At 33.1% G+C, this 17,132-nt stretch carries 13 protein-coding genes; 10 read left to right on the forward strand and 3 right to left on the reverse strand.

From position 1 onward, the window contains the following. Positions 1-17: 17 nt before the first annotated feature. Positions 18-500 (reverse strand): 5-(carboxyamino)imidazole ribonucleotide mutase, encoded by a 483-nt coding sequence (gene purE, locus C8C87_RS02060; RefSeq protein WP_121340941.1) that lies wholly within the window; start codon positions 498-500, stop codon positions 18-20. A gap of 109 nt (positions 501-609) precedes the next feature. Then, positions 610-1,761, reverse strand: a complete 1,152-nt coding sequence (locus tag C8C87_RS02065) for a 5-(carboxyamino)imidazole ribonucleotide synthase (protein ID WP_121340942.1) — start codon at positions 1,759-1,761, stop codon at positions 610-612. A gap of 216 nt (positions 1,762-1,977) precedes the next feature. Here C8C87_RS02065 and hpt point away from each other — a divergent pair, with 216 nt between their 5' ends. From hpt to obgE, 4 genes are all read left to right on the forward strand, one after another. Then, entirely contained in the window at positions 1,978-2,508 is a 531-nt protein-coding gene (gene hpt, locus C8C87_RS02070) for a hypoxanthine phosphoribosyltransferase (protein ID WP_099716186.1), read from the forward strand. A 12-nt stretch (positions 2,509-2,520) separates the two neighbouring features. Next, complete coding sequence (locus tag C8C87_RS02075) at positions 2,521-3,093, forward strand: adenylate kinase (RefSeq protein WP_099713460.1); 573 nt, start codon at positions 2,521-2,523, stop codon at positions 3,091-3,093. 215 nt (positions 3,094-3,308) lie between these two features. Continuing rightward, positions 3,309-4,583 carry a hemolysin family protein gene (locus tag C8C87_RS02080; protein WP_121340943.1) on the forward strand — a complete coding sequence of 425 codons (1,275 nt, stop codon included), beginning with the start codon at positions 3,309-3,311 and terminating at the stop codon, positions 4,581-4,583. Between the two features lie 68 nt (positions 4,584-4,651). Continuing rightward, on the forward strand, positions 4,652-5,653 hold the full coding sequence (gene obgE, locus C8C87_RS02085) for a GTPase ObgE (protein ID WP_099713458.1): 1,002 nt from the start codon (positions 4,652-4,654) through the stop codon (positions 5,651-5,653). A gap of 65 nt (positions 5,654-5,718) precedes the next feature. Here obgE and C8C87_RS02090 read toward each other — a convergent pair whose 3' ends face one another. Then, positions 5,719-12,231: an alpha-2-macroglobulin gene (locus C8C87_RS02090; RefSeq protein WP_121340944.1), complete on the reverse strand. Its 6,513-nt coding sequence runs from the start codon at positions 12,229-12,231 to the stop codon at positions 5,719-5,721. Positions 12,232-12,361: 130 nt separating this feature from the next. On the opposite strand from C8C87_RS02090, the gene C8C87_RS02095 reads away from it, so the two are divergent. From C8C87_RS02095 to C8C87_RS02120, 6 genes are read left to right on the forward strand one after another with little or no spacing between them, the layout of a single operon-like run. Beyond that, positions 12,362-13,060, forward strand: a complete 699-nt coding sequence (locus C8C87_RS02095; protein ID WP_121340945.1) for a lipopolysaccharide assembly protein LapB — start codon at positions 12,362-12,364, stop codon at positions 13,058-13,060. A gap of 45 nt (positions 13,061-13,105) precedes the next feature. After that, positions 13,106-14,461 carry a UDP-N-acetylmuramate--L-alanine ligase gene (murC, locus tag C8C87_RS02100; RefSeq protein ID WP_121340946.1) on the forward strand — a complete coding sequence of 452 codons (1,356 nt, stop codon included), beginning with the start codon at positions 13,106-13,108 and terminating at the stop codon, positions 14,459-14,461. Between the two features lie 7 nt (positions 14,462-14,468). Next, the gene (locus tag C8C87_RS02105; RefSeq protein WP_121340947.1) at positions 14,469-14,927 is read left to right on the forward strand and encodes a GNAT family N-acetyltransferase; all 459 of its coding nucleotides are present in this window, start codon (positions 14,469-14,471) and stop codon (positions 14,925-14,927) included. Positions 14,928-14,938: 11 nt separating this feature from the next. Beyond that, complete coding sequence (gene radC, locus C8C87_RS02110; RefSeq protein WP_121340948.1) at positions 14,939-15,634, forward strand: DNA repair protein RadC; 696 nt, start codon at positions 14,939-14,941, stop codon at positions 15,632-15,634. 8 nt (positions 15,635-15,642) lie between these two features. Further along, complete coding sequence (locus C8C87_RS02115; protein ID WP_121340949.1) at positions 15,643-16,332, forward strand: YjjG family noncanonical pyrimidine nucleotidase; 690 nt, start codon at positions 15,643-15,645, stop codon at positions 16,330-16,332. Between the two features lie 2 nt (positions 16,333-16,334). After that, positions 16,335-17,099: a hypothetical protein gene (locus tag C8C87_RS02120; RefSeq protein ID WP_121340950.1), complete on the forward strand. Its 765-nt coding sequence runs from the start codon at positions 16,335-16,337 to the stop codon at positions 17,097-17,099. The last annotated feature ends 33 nt before the right edge of the window (positions 17,100-17,132 follow it).

The following is a 17,132-nucleotide window of genomic DNA, read 5'->3' on the forward strand; positions in this document are numbered from 1 at the left end:
CCATTACGGAGCTTTTTTTATTTTTTTAGACTTTCAGCAGCTATGTTAACCGCTTCTTTCAATCCTGTTTTGTATTTAATTATTTTTTCCATCACATTTTTATTGTGGCTTCCTATAATTTGAGCGGCAAGAATTCCTGCATTTTTTGCACCGTTTAATGCTACAGTTGCTACGGGAACTCCGCCTGGCATTTGTAGAATAGATAACACACTATCCCAACCATCGATTGAATTGCTTGATTTTATAGGTACGCCAATTACTGGAAGTGGCGACATAGAAGCTACCATTCCTGGCAAATGCGCTGCTCCGCCAGCACCTGCTATTACTACCGAAATTCCACGAGTGTGTGCATTGTTGCTGAAATCAAATAATTTTTCGGGAGTTCTGTGTGCCGATACAATATCGACTTCTATTTCTATATCGAATGCTTTTAAAATGTCTATTGCTTCTTGCATTACGGGCATATCAGAAATGCTTCCCATGATTACGGCTACTTTCATTATTTTTTATTTAAAGATTTAAAGATTTAAGTATTTAAAGATTTTTTGAAAAACTCAATTTAGTTGGTATTCTGAATTTTTCAATCTTTTATTTTTTTCAATCTTTCAACTAACTTATTACTCTTATCGTGTTTTTTACATTTTCAGCTATTCTTCGAGCTTCATTGATGTCTGGATTTACTATCGTTACATGTCCCATTTTTCTAAAGGGGCGTGTTTGTTTCTTTCCGTAAATATGTGGCGTAACACCGTTCCAACCTAATATTTTTTCAATATTTTCATACACCACATCACCGGAATAGCCTTCTTCACCTGAAAGATTTACCATAATTCCAGCAACTTTACTGTCGGTATTTCCCAAAGGCAAATTAAGAATTGCTCGCAAATGATTTTCAAATTGTGAAGTATAACTGGCTTCAATGGAATAATGACCTGAATTGTGTGGGCGAGGAGCAACTTCGTTTACAAGGATTTCATCGTCTTCAGTTTGAAACATTTCAACTGCTAATAAACCAACATGATTGAACTTTTCGGAAACATTCAATGCGATTGCTCTTGCTTTTTCGGCTACTTTATCATCAATACGAGCCGGACAAATGACATATTCCACTTGATTGGCTTCTGGATGAAATTCCATTTCTACCACTGGATAAGTTTTTATTTCGCCTGATGGATTGCGACAAACGATAACGGCTAGTTCATTTTTGAACGGAACCATTTCTTCAGCAATACATTCTACATTGGCTAAATTGTCTAAATCCGAGATTTGTCGAATCACTTTTACACCATTTCCATCATAACCAAATTCCGTACATTTCCATACAAAAGGTAGTTTTGTTTTAGAATCCAAAATATCAACAATTAGACTTTTTAGATTCTCAAATCGTTTGTAATTTGCTGTTGGAATTGTGTGTTGCGTGTAGAAATCTTTCTGAATTCCTTTGTTTTGAATCAATTTCAACGTTTTTGGTGAAGGAAATACTTTTACTCCCTCTTCCTCTAGTTTTACTAAAGCTTCAAGATTTACCAATTCAATTTCGAAAGTTAAAACATCAACTTTTTTACCAAAGTTATACACCGTTTCAAAATCCATTAAATCACCTTTAAAGAATTTATTACAGGCTATCTTGCATGGTGCTTCATCACTTGGATCAAGAATATAAGTTTGTATGTCGAATTTTCGGGTGTCAAACAACAGCATTTTACCAAGTTGTCCTCCGCCGAGAATTCCCAATTTAAAATCAGAAGAAAAATAATTCATTGTGTAGTTGTATGTTTATGCAAAGATACTTTATAATGATTGAATCCGAAAATGCTATTTTATTTTCTTCATAATTTCTATTGTATCATTTGTTGCTTTTAATACATTTTGACTCGTTTTTTTGTGGAATTTACTTAAAATTAGAAATTAATGCCCATTTATCAATTGTCAAATCCGAATTCTGTATCTTTGCGCATTATTTTAAACACGAAAATAATGATACAACTTCACGATAAACAATTTGTTCCGTTTATTTCTGCCAAAGAAATTGATTTTGCCATCGCTAAAATGGTTTCGCAAGTAGAAGCTGATTTTGCTGATGAAACGCCGGTATTTGTGGGAGTATTGAATGGAGCTTTTATGGTTGTTTCTGATTTTATGAAACAATATAAAAAACCATGTGAAGTATCTTTCATTAAAATGGCATCATACGAAGGAACTTCTACCACAAACGAAGTGAAACAATTAATAGGTATAAATCAGGATTTAACTGGACGTTCTGTTGTCATAATCGAAGATATAGTTGACACCGGAAATACATTGGTTGAACTGAAAGAATTATTCAAAAAGCAAAATGTAAAACATTTTAAAATAGCAACACTTTTTTTTAAACCTGAAGCATACACAAAAGACATCAAAATAGATTACATTGGGATTAGAATTCCAAATAAATTTATTGTGGGTTTTGGCTTAGACTACGATGGATTAGGAAGAAATTTACCCGAAGTATATAAACTAAAAGAATAACGACACAACAACATGACTAACATTGTTTTATTTGGAAAGCCAGGAGCTGGTAAAGGAACTCAAGCGGAGTTTTTGAAAGAAAAATACAAATTAACACATATATCAACGGGCGATGTATTTCGTTTTAATTTAAAAAACGATACAGAACTTGGCAAACAAGCAAGAGTATTTATGGATGCTGGAGATTTAGTTCCAGATGAATTGACTACAAAAATGCTGATTGATGAGGTAAATAAACACCCGGATACTAATGGAATATTGTTTGACGGATATCCAAGAACAATTTCACAAGCCGAAGCTTTAGACGCATTTCTAACGTCAATAGGTTCTAAAGTTGCAGCGACAATTGCACTCGAAGCCGATGATGAGATTCTGGTAAAACGTCTCTTGGAAAGAGGGAAAACAAGTGGTAGAATTGATGATCAAGATGAAGAAAAAATCAGAAATCGCTACCAGGAATACAATGAAAAAACAGCGCCTTTAATGAGTTATTATGAGGAGCAAGGTAAATTTTATGCAGTAAACGGAATAGGTACAATCGCTGAAATTACAGAAAGAGTAAGCAACGTGATTGATAATTTATAGGAGCAATTCCAGCTGTACATTACAAGTCCTCGTTAAAAAATCTATTTTTCTAAGCCATAAAAGGAGCTTCCTTTGGTCGCTCTTTTTTGACAAGAAAAATTAGCTTTTTTAACTCTGGGCTTTTCATTCCCATCTGGGCTAAAATCCAGACTGGAGATTTCAGAAAATCAAATTCAGAAATCAGATTTTAAATAAAAAACGAATCAACTAAAAAATTGGAAATACTAATAATATTTTTTCTAATACTATTAAATGGGGTTTTCTCTATGTCAGAAATCGCATTGATTTCAGCAAGAAAAAACAGATTAGAGACCGCGGCAAAAAAAGGGAATAAAAGTGCTAAAATCGCATTGGATTTGGCGAACTCACCAAACAAATTTTTATCAACCGTACAAATAGGAATAACGCTAATAGGAATTCTTACCGGTATTTATAGTGGTGATAAAATCACAATGGATGTAGAGACTTTTGTAAGCGGATTTGAATTTTTAAAACTATACGCACCATCAGTTGCGGTGGGGATTGTTGTAGTAGTTTTGACCTTTTTCTCTTTAGTTCTAGGAGAATTATTACCTAAAAGAATCGGTTTGAATCATCCGGAATCCATTGCCAAAGCAGTGGCATTACCCATGAAAATCGTTTCAATTGTAACGGCACCATTTATTTGGTTGTTAACACATTCTACAGATTTTTTATTGGATATTTTACAAATAAAGCCTACCGCTGACGGTAAAGTAACCGAAGAGGAAATAAAAGCGATAATCAAAGAAGGAACCGAAGGAGGAGAAGTTCAAGAAATTGAACAAGATATTGTGGAGCGCGTTTTCCATATTGGAGACAGAAAAATAAATTCATTGATGACACACAGGAAGTCAGTGGTTTTTTTACCTTTGCATTCTGATAAAGAACAGGTTAAGGAATTTATGCTGAAAGAATTGCATTCTATTTATCCGGTTTACGGTGAAAATTATGATGATATTGTTGGAGTCGTTAACCTGAAAAATATTTTCGCCCATTTTGAAAATGAAAACTTCAATTTGGCGGATATAATGACCGAAGCTCCTTTTATGATGGAGCAAACCACCGCATATATAGCCTTAGAAAACTTTAAAAAAACAGGGATACATTATGCATTTGTCTCAGATGAATATGGTGTTTTTCAAGGAGTAATTACTTTGAATGATATTTTGGAAGCATTGGTTGGTGATGCTTCTGATTTTTATAAAGATGATTTTCAGTTGATTGAAAGAGAAGACGGAAGCTGGTTGGTTGACGGACACTATTCGTTGCATGATTTCTTGACTTACTTTGAATTAGATGAATTAATCAATGATTATGAAGTAACCACAGTGAGTGGATTAATAATGACGGAGCTCTCTCATATTCCTAAACAAGGAGAAAAATTGATTTGGCAAAAATTTGAGTTAGAAGTCATTGATATGGATGGCGTGAAGATTGATAAAGTGATGGTGAAAGCATTAAAAAATTAAATAGCTTAGGATTAAATTGCTCAAAATGAGTACTAAATGCTAAAGCTGAACATTGAATATTAGAAAAAATGACTGAAGGGAATTTTGTAGATTACGTTAAAATATATGTTTCTTCCGGAAAAGGAGGAAAAGGATCTACGCATTTGCATAGAGAAAAATTTATTGAAAAAGGTGGGCCAGATGGAGGAGATGGAGGTCGTGGAGGGCATGTTTATCTTGTAGGAAACAAAGGTCTTTGGACATTATTTCACCTTAAATTTGCGCGTCATATTAAAGCCGGTAATGGTGGAGATGGAAGTGGAGACAGAAGTACAGGTGCAGATGGAGATGATAAATTCATTGAAGTTCCATTAGGAACGGTAGTAAAAGATAAGGAAACCGGAGAAATATTATTTGAAATTACCGAAGATGGTGAAAAGCAAATACTTTCTCGTGGTGGAAAAGGTGGTTTAGGAAACTGGCACTTTAGAAGTTCTACCAATCAAACACCTAGATATTCACAACCAGGTTTGCCTGGTGTTGAAATGGACGTGATTCTAGAACTAAAAGTACTTGCTGATGTAGGTTTGGTAGGTTTTCCTAATGCAGGAAAATCAACTTTATTGTCTGTATTGACTTCTGCTAAACCAAAAATTGCAGATTACCCTTTTACAACCTTAAAACCAAATCTTGGAATTGTTGCGTACAGAGATTTTCAATCTTTTGTAATTGCGGATATTCCCGGAATTATAGAAGGAGCTGCCGAAGGAAAAGGATTAGGGCATTATTTCTTGCGTCACATTGAACGTAATTCAACGTTACTTTTTCTGGTTCCTGTTGATACGCCGGACATCAAAGCTGAATATGATATTTTAGTTAACGAATTGACAAAATACAATCCTGAAATGCTTGATAAAGAGCGTTTGTTGGTGATTTCTAAATGCGATATGCTTGATGATGAGTTGAAAGCAGAATTAAAAACAGAATTAGACGTTGCTTTCAAGGATGTACCATACATGTTTATTTCTTCTGTTGCTCAACAAGGACTAACAGAATTGAAAGATAAATTATGGAAAATGTTGAATGACTAATTCTTGATTTTTTAAATAAATTATAAAAGCCGTCTCTTATGATATATGAGACGGCTTTTTTATTGTTATTTCTCACTAGTTTTTATTCTGATTCCTTTGGTGTGACTGCTAAATTCAGGCGCATACATATTTTGAATAGTTGTAATTCCATTTGAGAAATCACCACTGTTGTTTACCCGAACATCGTATTCCAGAACATAAGTTCCTTTGTTTATTTGGTCAAAAAAGAAATGAGTTGCGGCATCTTTGGTACTTTTATAAAAACCCAATCCACCTTTGTAATGGTAAGCCGAAAGTACATCTACGGGTTCAAAACAAGAAGCACGCATGTCTTTTAAATGCACAAATTCCATATCTTCTTTGGCAGAAATTACTAATCTAACTGTAACTAAATCTCCAATTTTTAATGGATTATTTGAATTGATTCGTTCCAATATTTCTCCTTTGTCGGTATTTTTCTTTACATACAATTCTTTAGAAACTGATAATGCAGTGCCAGAAGTGGTTTTTATTTTATCTAATTCTTCAAAGTATTGCCAGTAAACACCTCCAAAACCTGGAACTTTCGATTTGTTTTCGATGGAAATAGTTGCCATTTCTTTTTTGATTTCTTCTGCTTTCCAATTGAGTTTTACGTAGCCTGTTTCTGCTTCTTTTTCGTTTTCAGCTAATTTTTTGCTTAGAATCTTTTCCGTCCCAATTTTAAAAATTGTATTGTCTTTTACGCTCAACCAATCGGTTCCTTGCATCAATAAAGCATAAATTGCTTCGGTGGTGGATTTTGTGGAGGGCCAGTTTTTGCTTTGCTTGTTTTTTAATAACCAAGCCTTCATGGCATCCACCGATTTGGTGTCATTACTAATTTCAGCGAAGGCCTCAATCAAGAGTGCTTGGGTTTCTATCGGGGCCTGATACCAATACCAGCCTGATTTGTTGGCAATCCAATACATTCCCCAATCTTCGTTGTTAGAAGCGGTTTCTTTTAAACTTTCTAGAATTTTTTTGGCAGTTTCTTTTTCGCCAAAGCGATTTAAAGTCAAAGCAGCCAATCCTTTTTCGTATAATGAATAGGTCAACCAATCTTTTTTAGCGGTTTCGAGATACAATTTAGTCGCTTTCTTTAACGTATCCGAAAGCGGATAATTTTCAAGGTAGAAACTTCGGGTATATAAATAATGTAAATCGGAATGCGGATTGAACCAAATCAATTTTTCGGTTGTTTTTAATTTTTCCGTTCTGGTTTTATGGTATTGCAAAAACTTTTGGTCTAAAAACGGAATTCCGGTTACAGCAATTTTTTTGATTTTGGAGGTGGTATTTTCATTATTACTTAGTTTCGAAAGATGTCCTAAACCTGCTAAAATATGTCTGGTTATGTATTCATTTTCGGTACTTCCTTCAAACCATGCGAAACCTCCAGACGAATTTTGTTTTTGTTTCAGCTTATCAAAAGTTGTTTCTTGTGCATTTTTCATTTTTTCTAAATCGAAAAGTAAAGCAAGATTTTTCTTTTTCTCTTCTTCGCTTTTAGCGTCATTTAACCAAGGAGTTTCAGCAAGAATCATTGCTTTTAATTCTTCGTTTTCTTCCAGTTTTGAACTCAATCTTCCGTTCTTTCTCCAAGTTTCGAATAGATTATCGATTTTTGGATTGCCGGAAATAATTTCAGAAGCCAGAGCATTCGCATAATATCTGGCGAAGGTTTGTTCTGTACTTTCGTTTTCGTATTCCATCAAATACGGTAATGATTGAATGGCAATCCAAGATGGGTTAGATGTGTATTCCAATGTAAATTGATGATTTCTTAAAGTGATCGAAGTATTGGTTTTTAAATTCTCGAAGAAGTATTCTTTCTTGGAGTTTTCTCGAACCCAAATCGGAATACTTTCAGTAACTAACATATTGTTGGTTAAAACTGGAAGTATATTTTCTTCACCATCCGAAAAATTGCCTGCTTTTGCCAAAACTTTATACTGAACGCCTTGCAAACCTTCTGGAATATAGATTTTCCAACTGACACTCGTATTACCAAACGGAGCGATTTTGATGTTTTTGACAGCATTGCTATTTGCCATTTTGACATCAATAGTTTGCATTGTCGTCGCATCAAAGAGTTGCAAAAGAGCAATTCCAGTTTTGGTTTCATTGGTGATATTGGCAATCTTTGCAGTGATTACGATACTGTCTTTTTCTCTAAAAAAGCGAGGAAAATTAGGAGTGACCATTAGTTCTTTTTGAGTAATGACACTTTTCTCTAAATAACCTGAAACCGCCTCTTTGTTATGCGCTAACAATCGGAGTTTCCAAGTGGTCAAAGCTTCAGGCGAAGTAAAATTGAAACTTACTTTTCCTTTCGAATCTGTTTTTAGATTCGGATAAAAGAAAGCAGTTTCCGAGAGGTTTTTTCTGGCTTTGACTTGAGTCAAGGATTCTAATGCTTTTTTGGTAGTGATAATAATGACGCCGTTAGCTCCTTTGGGACCGTATAATGCAGTGGCTTTTTCGCTTTTTAGAACATCAATAGCAATAATATCGGTCGGAGAAATTAATCTGAATTGTTCTTCAGTTATTGCTTCGCCATCAACGATATACAAAGCATTTTTGTAGTTACCTGAAATACTTGAGTTTCCTCTTATTGTAATGCCATTTACTTTCCCCTCTAATTTCATTTCATTTCCTGCGAAGTTGTAAATTTGATTGTCTGCTTCTTCAAGAACTACTGCTGCAGCCGCAGTTAAAGATTTCTTTTTTACACTACCATACCCAACAACCACAACTTCTTCTAAACTATTACCGGATTTCTCTAACTGAACATCTATGGTTGTAGAGTTAACGGTAATTTTTTTGGTTAGCGATCCAATATGAGAGAAACTTAATTCTTCTCCCAGAGCAGCTTCGATTTGATAATAACCATCAAAGTCAGTTTGAGTACTACGTTGAATTCCATTTACAGTAACTATTACGCCAGCAAATGGCTCTTCTCCATAGAAAACAATTCCTGAAATCATTTTTGCATTTAGTGGTTTTTTACTTTTATTATTTAGCTGTTTTTGATATTCTTTTAGTTGCATTGTTGTGAAAGAATCGTTGATGTTGAATCCAAACCACATTAATTTGGTAGTTTCGTAATTCAGGTCTATGCGATTTAAAATAGGATTCAGATTCCGAATGTAACTCGATGTCTTATCAAATCCTAAACCCGTTTTAAAGTTAGCAGAGTTGTAGTTATAGTCATTGAATTTCAAACCATTCCAATCTCTTTTGGCAAACTGATCTAAAGAACTGTCATACATTGAGGCTAAAACTTCAGCTTCTTTAGTAGTGTTAGATGTTTTTAATTGAAATGACCAATTTTCAGTGCTTCCGGGTTGTATTTTGTTTCTAAAACTTTCTACAGTAAATTCTAATTTGGGTTCTTCTTCTTCTTCTTCTTCTTCTTCTTTGAGAATTACTTCTATTTGGTCGTAGAAAGTTTGATTTTCAAAAATACTTTCAAAACCGATCTTCACACTTTTTTCAAATTCTTTTTTTAGTGGAATTTTGATAATAGTTTCATTGTTTTGCAAGTGGAAAGTATTTTCAAAATAAAGGGAACTTTGGTAATTTCCGGAAGCCGTGATATAAAGTTCAGGGATAACCGAAGTTAATTTTACTAAAACAAAACCATCTTTTTTAGCATCAGTGTTAATTTGTTCAGCGACAAATAATTTACTTGAATCAATTTCGTCTTTGCTTTGTGCCAATTTGAAATTAGAAATGGTTTCTATTGGATTCTCAAAAGCATCTTTAGCAGAAAAAATCACTTTGTAATTCCCGGATTTGTAATTTGAAATGAAATCCAAAACTAATTTCTTGTCTTTTTCAGTGTCAATTTTTTTAGAAAAGACAAGAATTTCTGTGGGTTTTACAGCGTTTGGTTGATTATTGTATTCGTACGGGAAGTAGCGCTCAAAATCTTCTTTTGAGATAGTTTCAATTTCTGGTCGCGGAAAAACGCTGGATTTAAATTTAGTCGAAAAAGGACTCACATAATAGAGTTTTATTTCGCCTTTTGAAGCTAAAAATTCTCCATTGAGATTGGTGCTCTTTAGTTCAATTTCATTTTCATTTTTGGTTTCAATTCGGTTTGGGATAGTTGCAGTAAGCATCAAAGAATGATAGCCAATCCTAACATTTGTTTGGGTTTGGTGGGTTTCGCCATTACTATCCGTAACGGATGCAGATATGTAGTATTCAAAAATGGGTAATTGTTCTTTGGAGGTATTTTCAAATGGTTTGGCAATGAAATTTATTTCGAATTTTCCTGTAGTATCTGTTTTAGTTTCGCCAACTAGAATACTTTCTGATTTGCCGTTTTGGTTGTGATAGTAACCGTTGTTTAAGGTGTACGGAATAAGTGTGACCTTGTAGGTTACTTTTGCATCGGAAATGTTGCTTCCTGCAAAAGCTTTGGCAAGTCCATTTACCCTTACTTTTTGATTGACTTGATATGCATTTTTAAAAGGCTCGAAAGTCACTTCAAATTTAGGACGTTTGTATTCTTCAACTTTGAAATATATTTCAGAATTGTCATAATTTACAGTATCCCAAAAAGGATGTTCGTCTTTTGTTTTAACAAAAATAAAATTTGTATCATTTTTATCCGGTTTGTTAGCTATCATTCTGAAATTTCCTGTCAGTCCATTTTTAGGCAATAAAAATTCTCCGGAGAAAGATCCGTATTCATTTGTAGTCACATTGAATTCTTTAAAAACAGTGCTGTTTGGGTCTTTAATTGTAATTTTGAAAGTAGTTTTTGCAACAATACTCGTTTTGTCTAGTTCTTTTCGAAAAGCAATTCCCTTATAATAAACCGTTTGTCCGGGACGATAAATGGCGCGGTCCAAATAAAATTCGACTTTGCCTTTTGCTTTCTGGTTTTTTACAGAAGCGTAATCATTATAATAGTAATTCGAGTAACGACTGCTCAGTAATAGAGAATCGTTTTCAGTTGTAAATTCAATAAGGCTATAATTACGGTTGTTGTTTTCTTTGAGATAGGTTGCTGCGCCATTTTTGTCGGTTATAATAGTTTGATTTAATAGTTTTATAGAAACATTTTCTAAAGGTTTTCCAGTTTTTCTGTCTAACACCTGATAATTTTCTTTCTTATCATTTTCCGAAGTTAATACTGCAATATTTGAAACTGTAATAGTTTCATAAGCAAATGCTTTAGTATTCTTGATGTCTGAATCACTTTCAAAATATACCAAATAACTGCCTGTTTTTAATGGCGGTAAAAGTACTTCAGTGCTGTATTCGAAATAATTATTCTTTTTTTCAAGTTCATAGTTTTTAGATGTAATTGGTTTTTTGTCTTTAATTATTGCAGCTACTAAACTGTCTTTGTTGTGAGGGGAGTTTCGGAAGTCTTTAGTCATGTTTTGGTCTATTTTAAAGAAAGAAACCGAAAGGCGATTTAGATTTTTATACCTAATAAATGCTCTGGTGTTTTCATCAGTATAACTGAATTTTTGAAGTTGAATATTCAGTGATTTAGAACTAATATTTTGTTTCTTTTGTAGCGCCAGTTTGTGTGCATTTGAACGATTATTAATGCTAATAATGCTGTCAAGAGTTGCAACGGCTTTAATGTTATAATCCGGATGTATTTCTTTAGATGCTAAATTGTTGAGAATAACGGCTTTTTCTAACTGAATTTTTTGAGTCAGAATTAGGTCTTTAGATTCTCTTTGAATTGCATTCAAGGATTTCATAAATGTTTCATCAGAATCTAATAAAACGCGCGTGCAAAATTGAATTCTGTCGAATTGGTTTTCTAAATCAGGAACGTTTCTCTCTTGTTTTTGATACAATTCAAGTACTTTTTTTAGTTTTTCATTTTTGACAAAATCAAAATTTAGTTGTAAAAAAGATGCTGAATTTCCTAAAAGTTCTTTTTCAAACGATAAGAATTCCTTTTTTTGAACTTCCCAATGCGGAATCTGCGGAGTAAGTAACGCAATGTTTTCTTTTAACAAATAGTTAAACAGATTGTCTTTTTTCGTTTTATCTTCATCATTATAATCAAAAACAAGAAGGTAATTACTCAAGGAAGTATGTTTTAATATGGCCTCGTCCAGAAGTGTTTTTTCTAAAGCACGATTAATTTGTTCCGAAATGTCTTTTGAAGTCCAAGTTAAAAATTGATCATCAAAACTTACAGTATTCGTTCTGTTGAACAGTAAATAGTAGTTTTGCTTTTGATAATCGATCAAACATTTAGCATAAACTAAATTCAAAATCGCTTTCGATGGAACTGAAGCGTTATTTATTTCAGTTTTTAAATTGTTTATAATTTTGGTTTGCGCATCTTCATCCAAAACTTGCAAATATTTGGATTCATAGAAAAAACATTTGATCATTTGCACTTCGTTTTTATCTCGAGATGCTTTTTGATGAATTTTTGAAACTATTTCATTGGCTGATTTTATTTTTCCTTCGTTTTCATATTCAATTACTTTTTCCCAGTTTTTGTCATAATTTTGCGCCCATAGAGAAGTGCTAATAAATATAAATACTAAAAAAATATGTTTCATAGGGTGGTTTTAAAATAGTGAAAAATATTCTCAATAGAGGTTAAAGTGAGATTAGAAAATATTTCCTACTAAATTACTAATTTTTACTTAAAAACAAATCTTACTTCTCATATTTCCCTATTTTTGGACAATGAAACAGATTCTTTATTTATTTTTATTTTTACCGGTTATAGCGTGGTCTCAATCCAATTTTGATAAAGCAGAAAAACTGTTTAAAGAGGAAAAGTACGAACAGGCACAATCCCTGTTTGAATCTGTTTTGAAGTCCAATTCTTCAGATTTGAAAACAATCGAATATTTAGGAGATATCGCAGGTTATTATAAATCATGGGATAAAGCGATTGTTTATTACAAAAAACTAAAAATTTTAAAACCTTCAGAAGCCGATTATTATTATAAATATGGTGGAGCTTTAGGGATGAAAGCCAAAGAAACAAGTAAATTCAAGGCGCTTGGTATGATTGATGAAGTCAAAGGTTCTTTTGAAAAAGCGATAAGTCTTAATCCAAAACACATTGAATCACGTTGGGCTTTGATCGAATTATATATTCAGTTGCCGGGAATTGTAGGAGGTAGTGAATCCAAAGCTATAAAATATTCAAATGAATTGTTGCGATTATCACCTGTTGATGGTTATTTGTCCAGAGGTCATATTGAGGAATATTTTAAAAGATATAAAGTTGCAGAGCAACAGTATAAAAAAGCGATACTTATTGGAGGTTCAAAAATAAGTTATCAAAAGCTAGCTAACTTATACAAGAACAAAATGAGAGAGCCAGAAAAAGCAAAATTAGTATTAGAAACCTATAATAAAAAAAGTTCAAGATAGATTTTAATCTCTCTGGAATTCAACAACCATAAACCAAAAATTAGAATGCGTACACATTTTATAGCTATCGGAGGAAGCGCCATGCACAATCTGGCTTTAGCATTACACAACAAAGGGTATCAAGTTACGGGAAGTGACGATGCTATTTTTGAACCATCAAAATCAAGATTAGATAAAAAAGGAATTTTGCCTCCAGAATTGGGCTGGTTTCCAGAAAAAATAACATCAGATATTGAAGCAGTTATTCTTGGCATGCATGCAAAAGCTGATAATCCTGAATTACTAAAAGCTCAAGAATTAGGACTTAAAATATATTCTTATCCGGAGTTCTTGTACGAACAATCAAAAAATAAAACACGTGTAGTCATTGGCGGTTCGCATGGAAAAACTACCATAACTTCAATGATTTTACATGTGATGCATTACCATGATATAGCAGTAGATTATATGGTTGGCGCACAATTGGAAGGTTTCGATACGATGGTACATCTTACGGAGGAGAATGACTTTATCGTTTTGGAAGGAGATGAATATTTGTCTTCGCCAATTGATAGAAGACCCAAATTTCATTTGTATCAGCCAAACATCGCCCTAATTTCAGGAATTGCTTGGGATCATATTAATGTTTTTCCAACGTATGAGAACTATGTAGAACAGTTTGAAATTTTTATTGGCAAAATTACCAATGGCGGAATTTTAGTTTACAATGAAGATGATGCTGAAGTAAAACGTGTGTCCGAAGCTGCTACGAACCCAATCCGTAAACTAGCGTATCATACTCCAAAATATTCTGTTAATGATGGTGTGACACTTCTAGAAACACCAGAAGGCGATATGCCAATTGAAGTTTTTGGAGCACATAATCTTAATAATTTGGCTGGAGCCAAATGGATTTGCCAAAACATGGGAGTCGATGAAGCTGATTTTTATGAAGCCATTGCCAGTTTTAAAGGCGCATCAAAACGATTGGAAAAAATTGCAGAAAGCAAAACAAAAGTTGCCTATAAGGATTTTGCGCATTCACCAAGTAAAGTTGCCGCAACTACTAAAGCGGTTAAAGAGCAATATCCAAACAGAACTTTGGTGGCTTGTCTAGAATTGCATACGTACAGCAGTTTGAATGCGGAGTTTCTAAAAGAATATGAAGGTGCATTAGAATATGCGGATAAAGCAGTAGTTTTCTATTCCCCTGACGCTGTAAAAATCAAACAGCTTGAAGAAGTTACATACGACCAAATTGCTAAATCTTTTAATCGTGAAGATTTAATTATTTATACGAATCCAAAAGATTTCAAAGACTATTTATTTAATTTAAATCTTGAAAATTCTGCTTTGTTGTTGATGAGTTCCGGTAATTATGGCGGATTAAACTTTGATGAGGTAAAGGAATTGGTAAAGTAAAAGTGATATGAGTGATACTATAAGAATTTCTAAAACTACAAGTGAAAATCCGGATTTTATAAATCTCATTGGCGCATTAGATAAAAGTTTGTGGGAGCGTTATCCGGAATTGAAAACAGATTATTGGGGTAATAATATTATTGAATTAAATCCAAATGTTGTTGTTATTTATTTGGAAAACAATCCTGTAGCGTGTGGTTGTTTTAAGAAATACGATAAGGATACAATTGAAATAAAGCGTATGTTTGTTTCTCCTGAAGCAAGAGGAATGGGTTTAGCTCAAAATATTTTACGTGAGCTAGAACTTTGGGCTCATGATTTAGGATATTCATTTTCTGTTTTGGAAACATTATACAAACAAAAGGAAGCTATCGCTTTATATCAAAAAACAGGATATAGCATAGTTGATAATTATGAGCCATATGTGGGTTTAGAAAATAGTATTTGCATGCGGAAACAAATTTAAATAACAAATGAATGGCTGAAAATTCCTTTTTTCCTATAACGAATTGGTCCGAAGATGATAAGCCACGAGAAAAACTAATGCTGAAAGGCAAAAGTGTTTTAAGTGACGCAGAATTGATTGCCATTTTGATTGGATCAGGAAGTAGAAACGAATCGGCTGTTGATTTGAGTAAAAGGATTTTAGCAAGTGTAGACAATAATTTGAATGCATTAGGTAAATTATCCATTTCGCAATTAATGAATTTCAAAGGAATTGGTGAAGCGAAAGCCATTTCAATTATAGCTGCTTTAGAATTAGGAAGAAGAAGGAGGGCGGAAGATTCGGTAGAATTAAAGAAAGTGACTTCCAGTAAAATCATTTTCGAAATCATGCAGCCTATTATTGGTGAATTGCCACACGAGGAATTTTGGATCATTTATTTGAATAACTCGAATAAGGTTATTTCGAAATCCCAGTTGAGTAAAGGCGGTATTACCGGAACATTAGTAGATGTTCGCATCGTTTTTAAAACAGCGCTAGAGATGGGTGCAACCGGATTAATATTGTGCCACAATCATCCATCGGGAACTCTGATTCCAAGTGATGCAGACAAACAGATTACAAGAAAATTAAAATTGGCAGGCGATAGTTTAGAAATAAAAGTACTAGATCATTTGATTGTTACTGAAAAAAACTATTTTAGTTTTGCTGATGAAGGAATATTTTAAAACATAAAATGAAACATACTATAATAACTGATGTTTTCTTTGATTTAGATCATACGCTTTGGGATTTTGATAAAAATTCAGAGTTGACATTTGAGACTATTTTTAATAAAAATCATCCCACAATTGAAACCAAAGTTTTTATTGAAAAATATGTGCCAATAAACCAAGAATGTTGGAAGCTATATCAATATGATAAAATTACGCATGAAGAGTTGCGTTATAATCGACTGAAGTATTCTTTTGATGCTCTTGATTATTCGATTTCTGACGAAGAAATTGATGCCATAGCAAATGATTATATTCGTTTTTTACCCGAAAACAATCATCTTTTTGATGGCACTTTTGAAGTTTTAGACTATTTAAATCAAAAATATAATCTTCATATAATTACAAATGGATTTGCTGAGGTTCAACACAAAAAGATACATAATTCTAATATTGGGAGTTATTTTCAAACCGTCACAAATTCTGAAATGGCAGGCGTAAAAAAACCAAATCCAATTATTTTTGATTATGCCTTAGATTTGGCCAAAGCCAAAAAAGAAAATAGTATTATGATAGGGGATAGCTTAGATGCAGATGTGCAAGGTGCTCTTGACGCGGGATTAGATGCTATTTTTTTTAATGAAAGTAAAATACAAGTTGAGCAGCAAATTAAACAAATTAATCATTTATTAGAACTTAAAAAATATTTATAAATATGAAAAAGCAATTTTTATTATTGTTATTATTGGTCGTTAGTTATTCCTATTCTCAATCTGTGAACGATTACAAAGCTGTAATTGTTCCTTTGAAATACGATTTTCTCAATGGCGAAAACCAATTCCGGTTGAATACATTAACCAAGTTTAATTTAAATAAAGCAGGTTTCGTTTCATTTTATGCCAGTGAAACTATACCGGCCGAGTACAATGAAAGATGCAGTTTGTTATATGTTGATGTGGTTAAAGATAACGGCTTTTTAACGACAAAACTTTTTATAACGCTGAAAGATTGTTATGGAAAAATAATATTCCAATCGATAATTGGAAAAAGTAAAGAGAAAGAATATAAGGTTGCTTATACAGAAGCTTTAAACGAAGCATTTAAATCTGTTTACGCTTTGCAATATAAATACAATGGAAGTGTGGCTGCTAAAGTCGAACCTGCGATACAAACAGAAGTTGTTAAGCCTATGGCATCTCCTGTTGCTGTGGTTAAAAATGTAGTGAGTGAGCCAGTTGTGGTCAATACTGTAGTTGGAGATTCTAATTTATTGTATGCACAGCCTACGGCTACAGGTTTTCAATTGATAGATAGCACACCAAAGGTTGTTATGAAGTTATTCAAAACCTCTCAACCGAATTCCTTTATTGCAATGAAAGACACCGTTCAAGGGTCATTAATTCTAAAAGACAATCAGTGGTATTTTGAATATTATCAAAACGATAAATTAATTTCTGAAAAAGTAGTTGTTAAGTTTTAAACTTCAGAAAGCTGTTATCTAAAATAGTTTCAT

It is taken from the genome of Flavobacterium sp. 120 (assembly GCF_003633605.1).
GTDB classification, from domain to species: Bacteria; Bacteroidota; Bacteroidia; order Flavobacteriales; family Flavobacteriaceae; genus Flavobacterium; species Flavobacterium algoritolerans.

Excerpts from the sequence above, each read along its gene's own strand:
- purE (WP_121340941.1), bottom strand. The coding sequence starts at position 500 with ATGAAAGTAGCCGTAATCATGGGAAGCATTTCTGATATGCCCGTAATG.
- C8C87_RS02065 (WP_121340942.1), bottom strand. The coding sequence starts at position 1,761 with ATGAATTATTTTTCTTCTGATTTTAAATTGGGAATTCTCGGCGGAGGA.
- hpt (WP_099716186.1), top strand. The coding sequence starts at position 1,978 with ATGATACAACTTCACGATAAACAATTTGTTCCGTTTATTTCTGCCAAA.
- C8C87_RS02075 (WP_099713460.1), top strand. The coding sequence starts at position 2,521 with ATGACTAACATTGTTTTATTTGGAAAGCCAGGAGCTGGTAAAGGAACT.
- obgE (WP_099713458.1), top strand. The coding sequence starts at position 4,652 with ATGACTGAAGGGAATTTTGTAGATTACGTTAAAATATATGTTTCTTCC.
- C8C87_RS02090 (WP_121340944.1), bottom strand. The coding sequence starts at position 12,231 with ATGAAACATATTTTTTTAGTATTTATATTTATTAGCACTTCTCTATGG.
- C8C87_RS02095 (WP_121340945.1), top strand. The coding sequence starts at position 12,362 with ATGAAACAGATTCTTTATTTATTTTTATTTTTACCGGTTATAGCGTGG.
- murC (WP_121340946.1), top strand. The coding sequence starts at position 13,106 with ATGCGTACACATTTTATAGCTATCGGAGGAAGCGCCATGCACAATCTG.
- C8C87_RS02105 (WP_121340947.1), top strand. The coding sequence starts at position 14,469 with ATGAGTGATACTATAAGAATTTCTAAAACTACAAGTGAAAATCCGGAT.
- radC (WP_121340948.1), top strand. The coding sequence starts at position 14,939 with ATGGCTGAAAATTCCTTTTTTCCTATAACGAATTGGTCCGAAGATGAT.
- C8C87_RS02115 (WP_121340949.1), top strand. The coding sequence starts at position 15,643 with ATGAAACATACTATAATAACTGATGTTTTCTTTGATTTAGATCATACG.
- C8C87_RS02120 (WP_121340950.1), top strand. The coding sequence starts at position 16,335 with ATGAAAAAGCAATTTTTATTATTGTTATTATTGGTCGTTAGTTATTCC.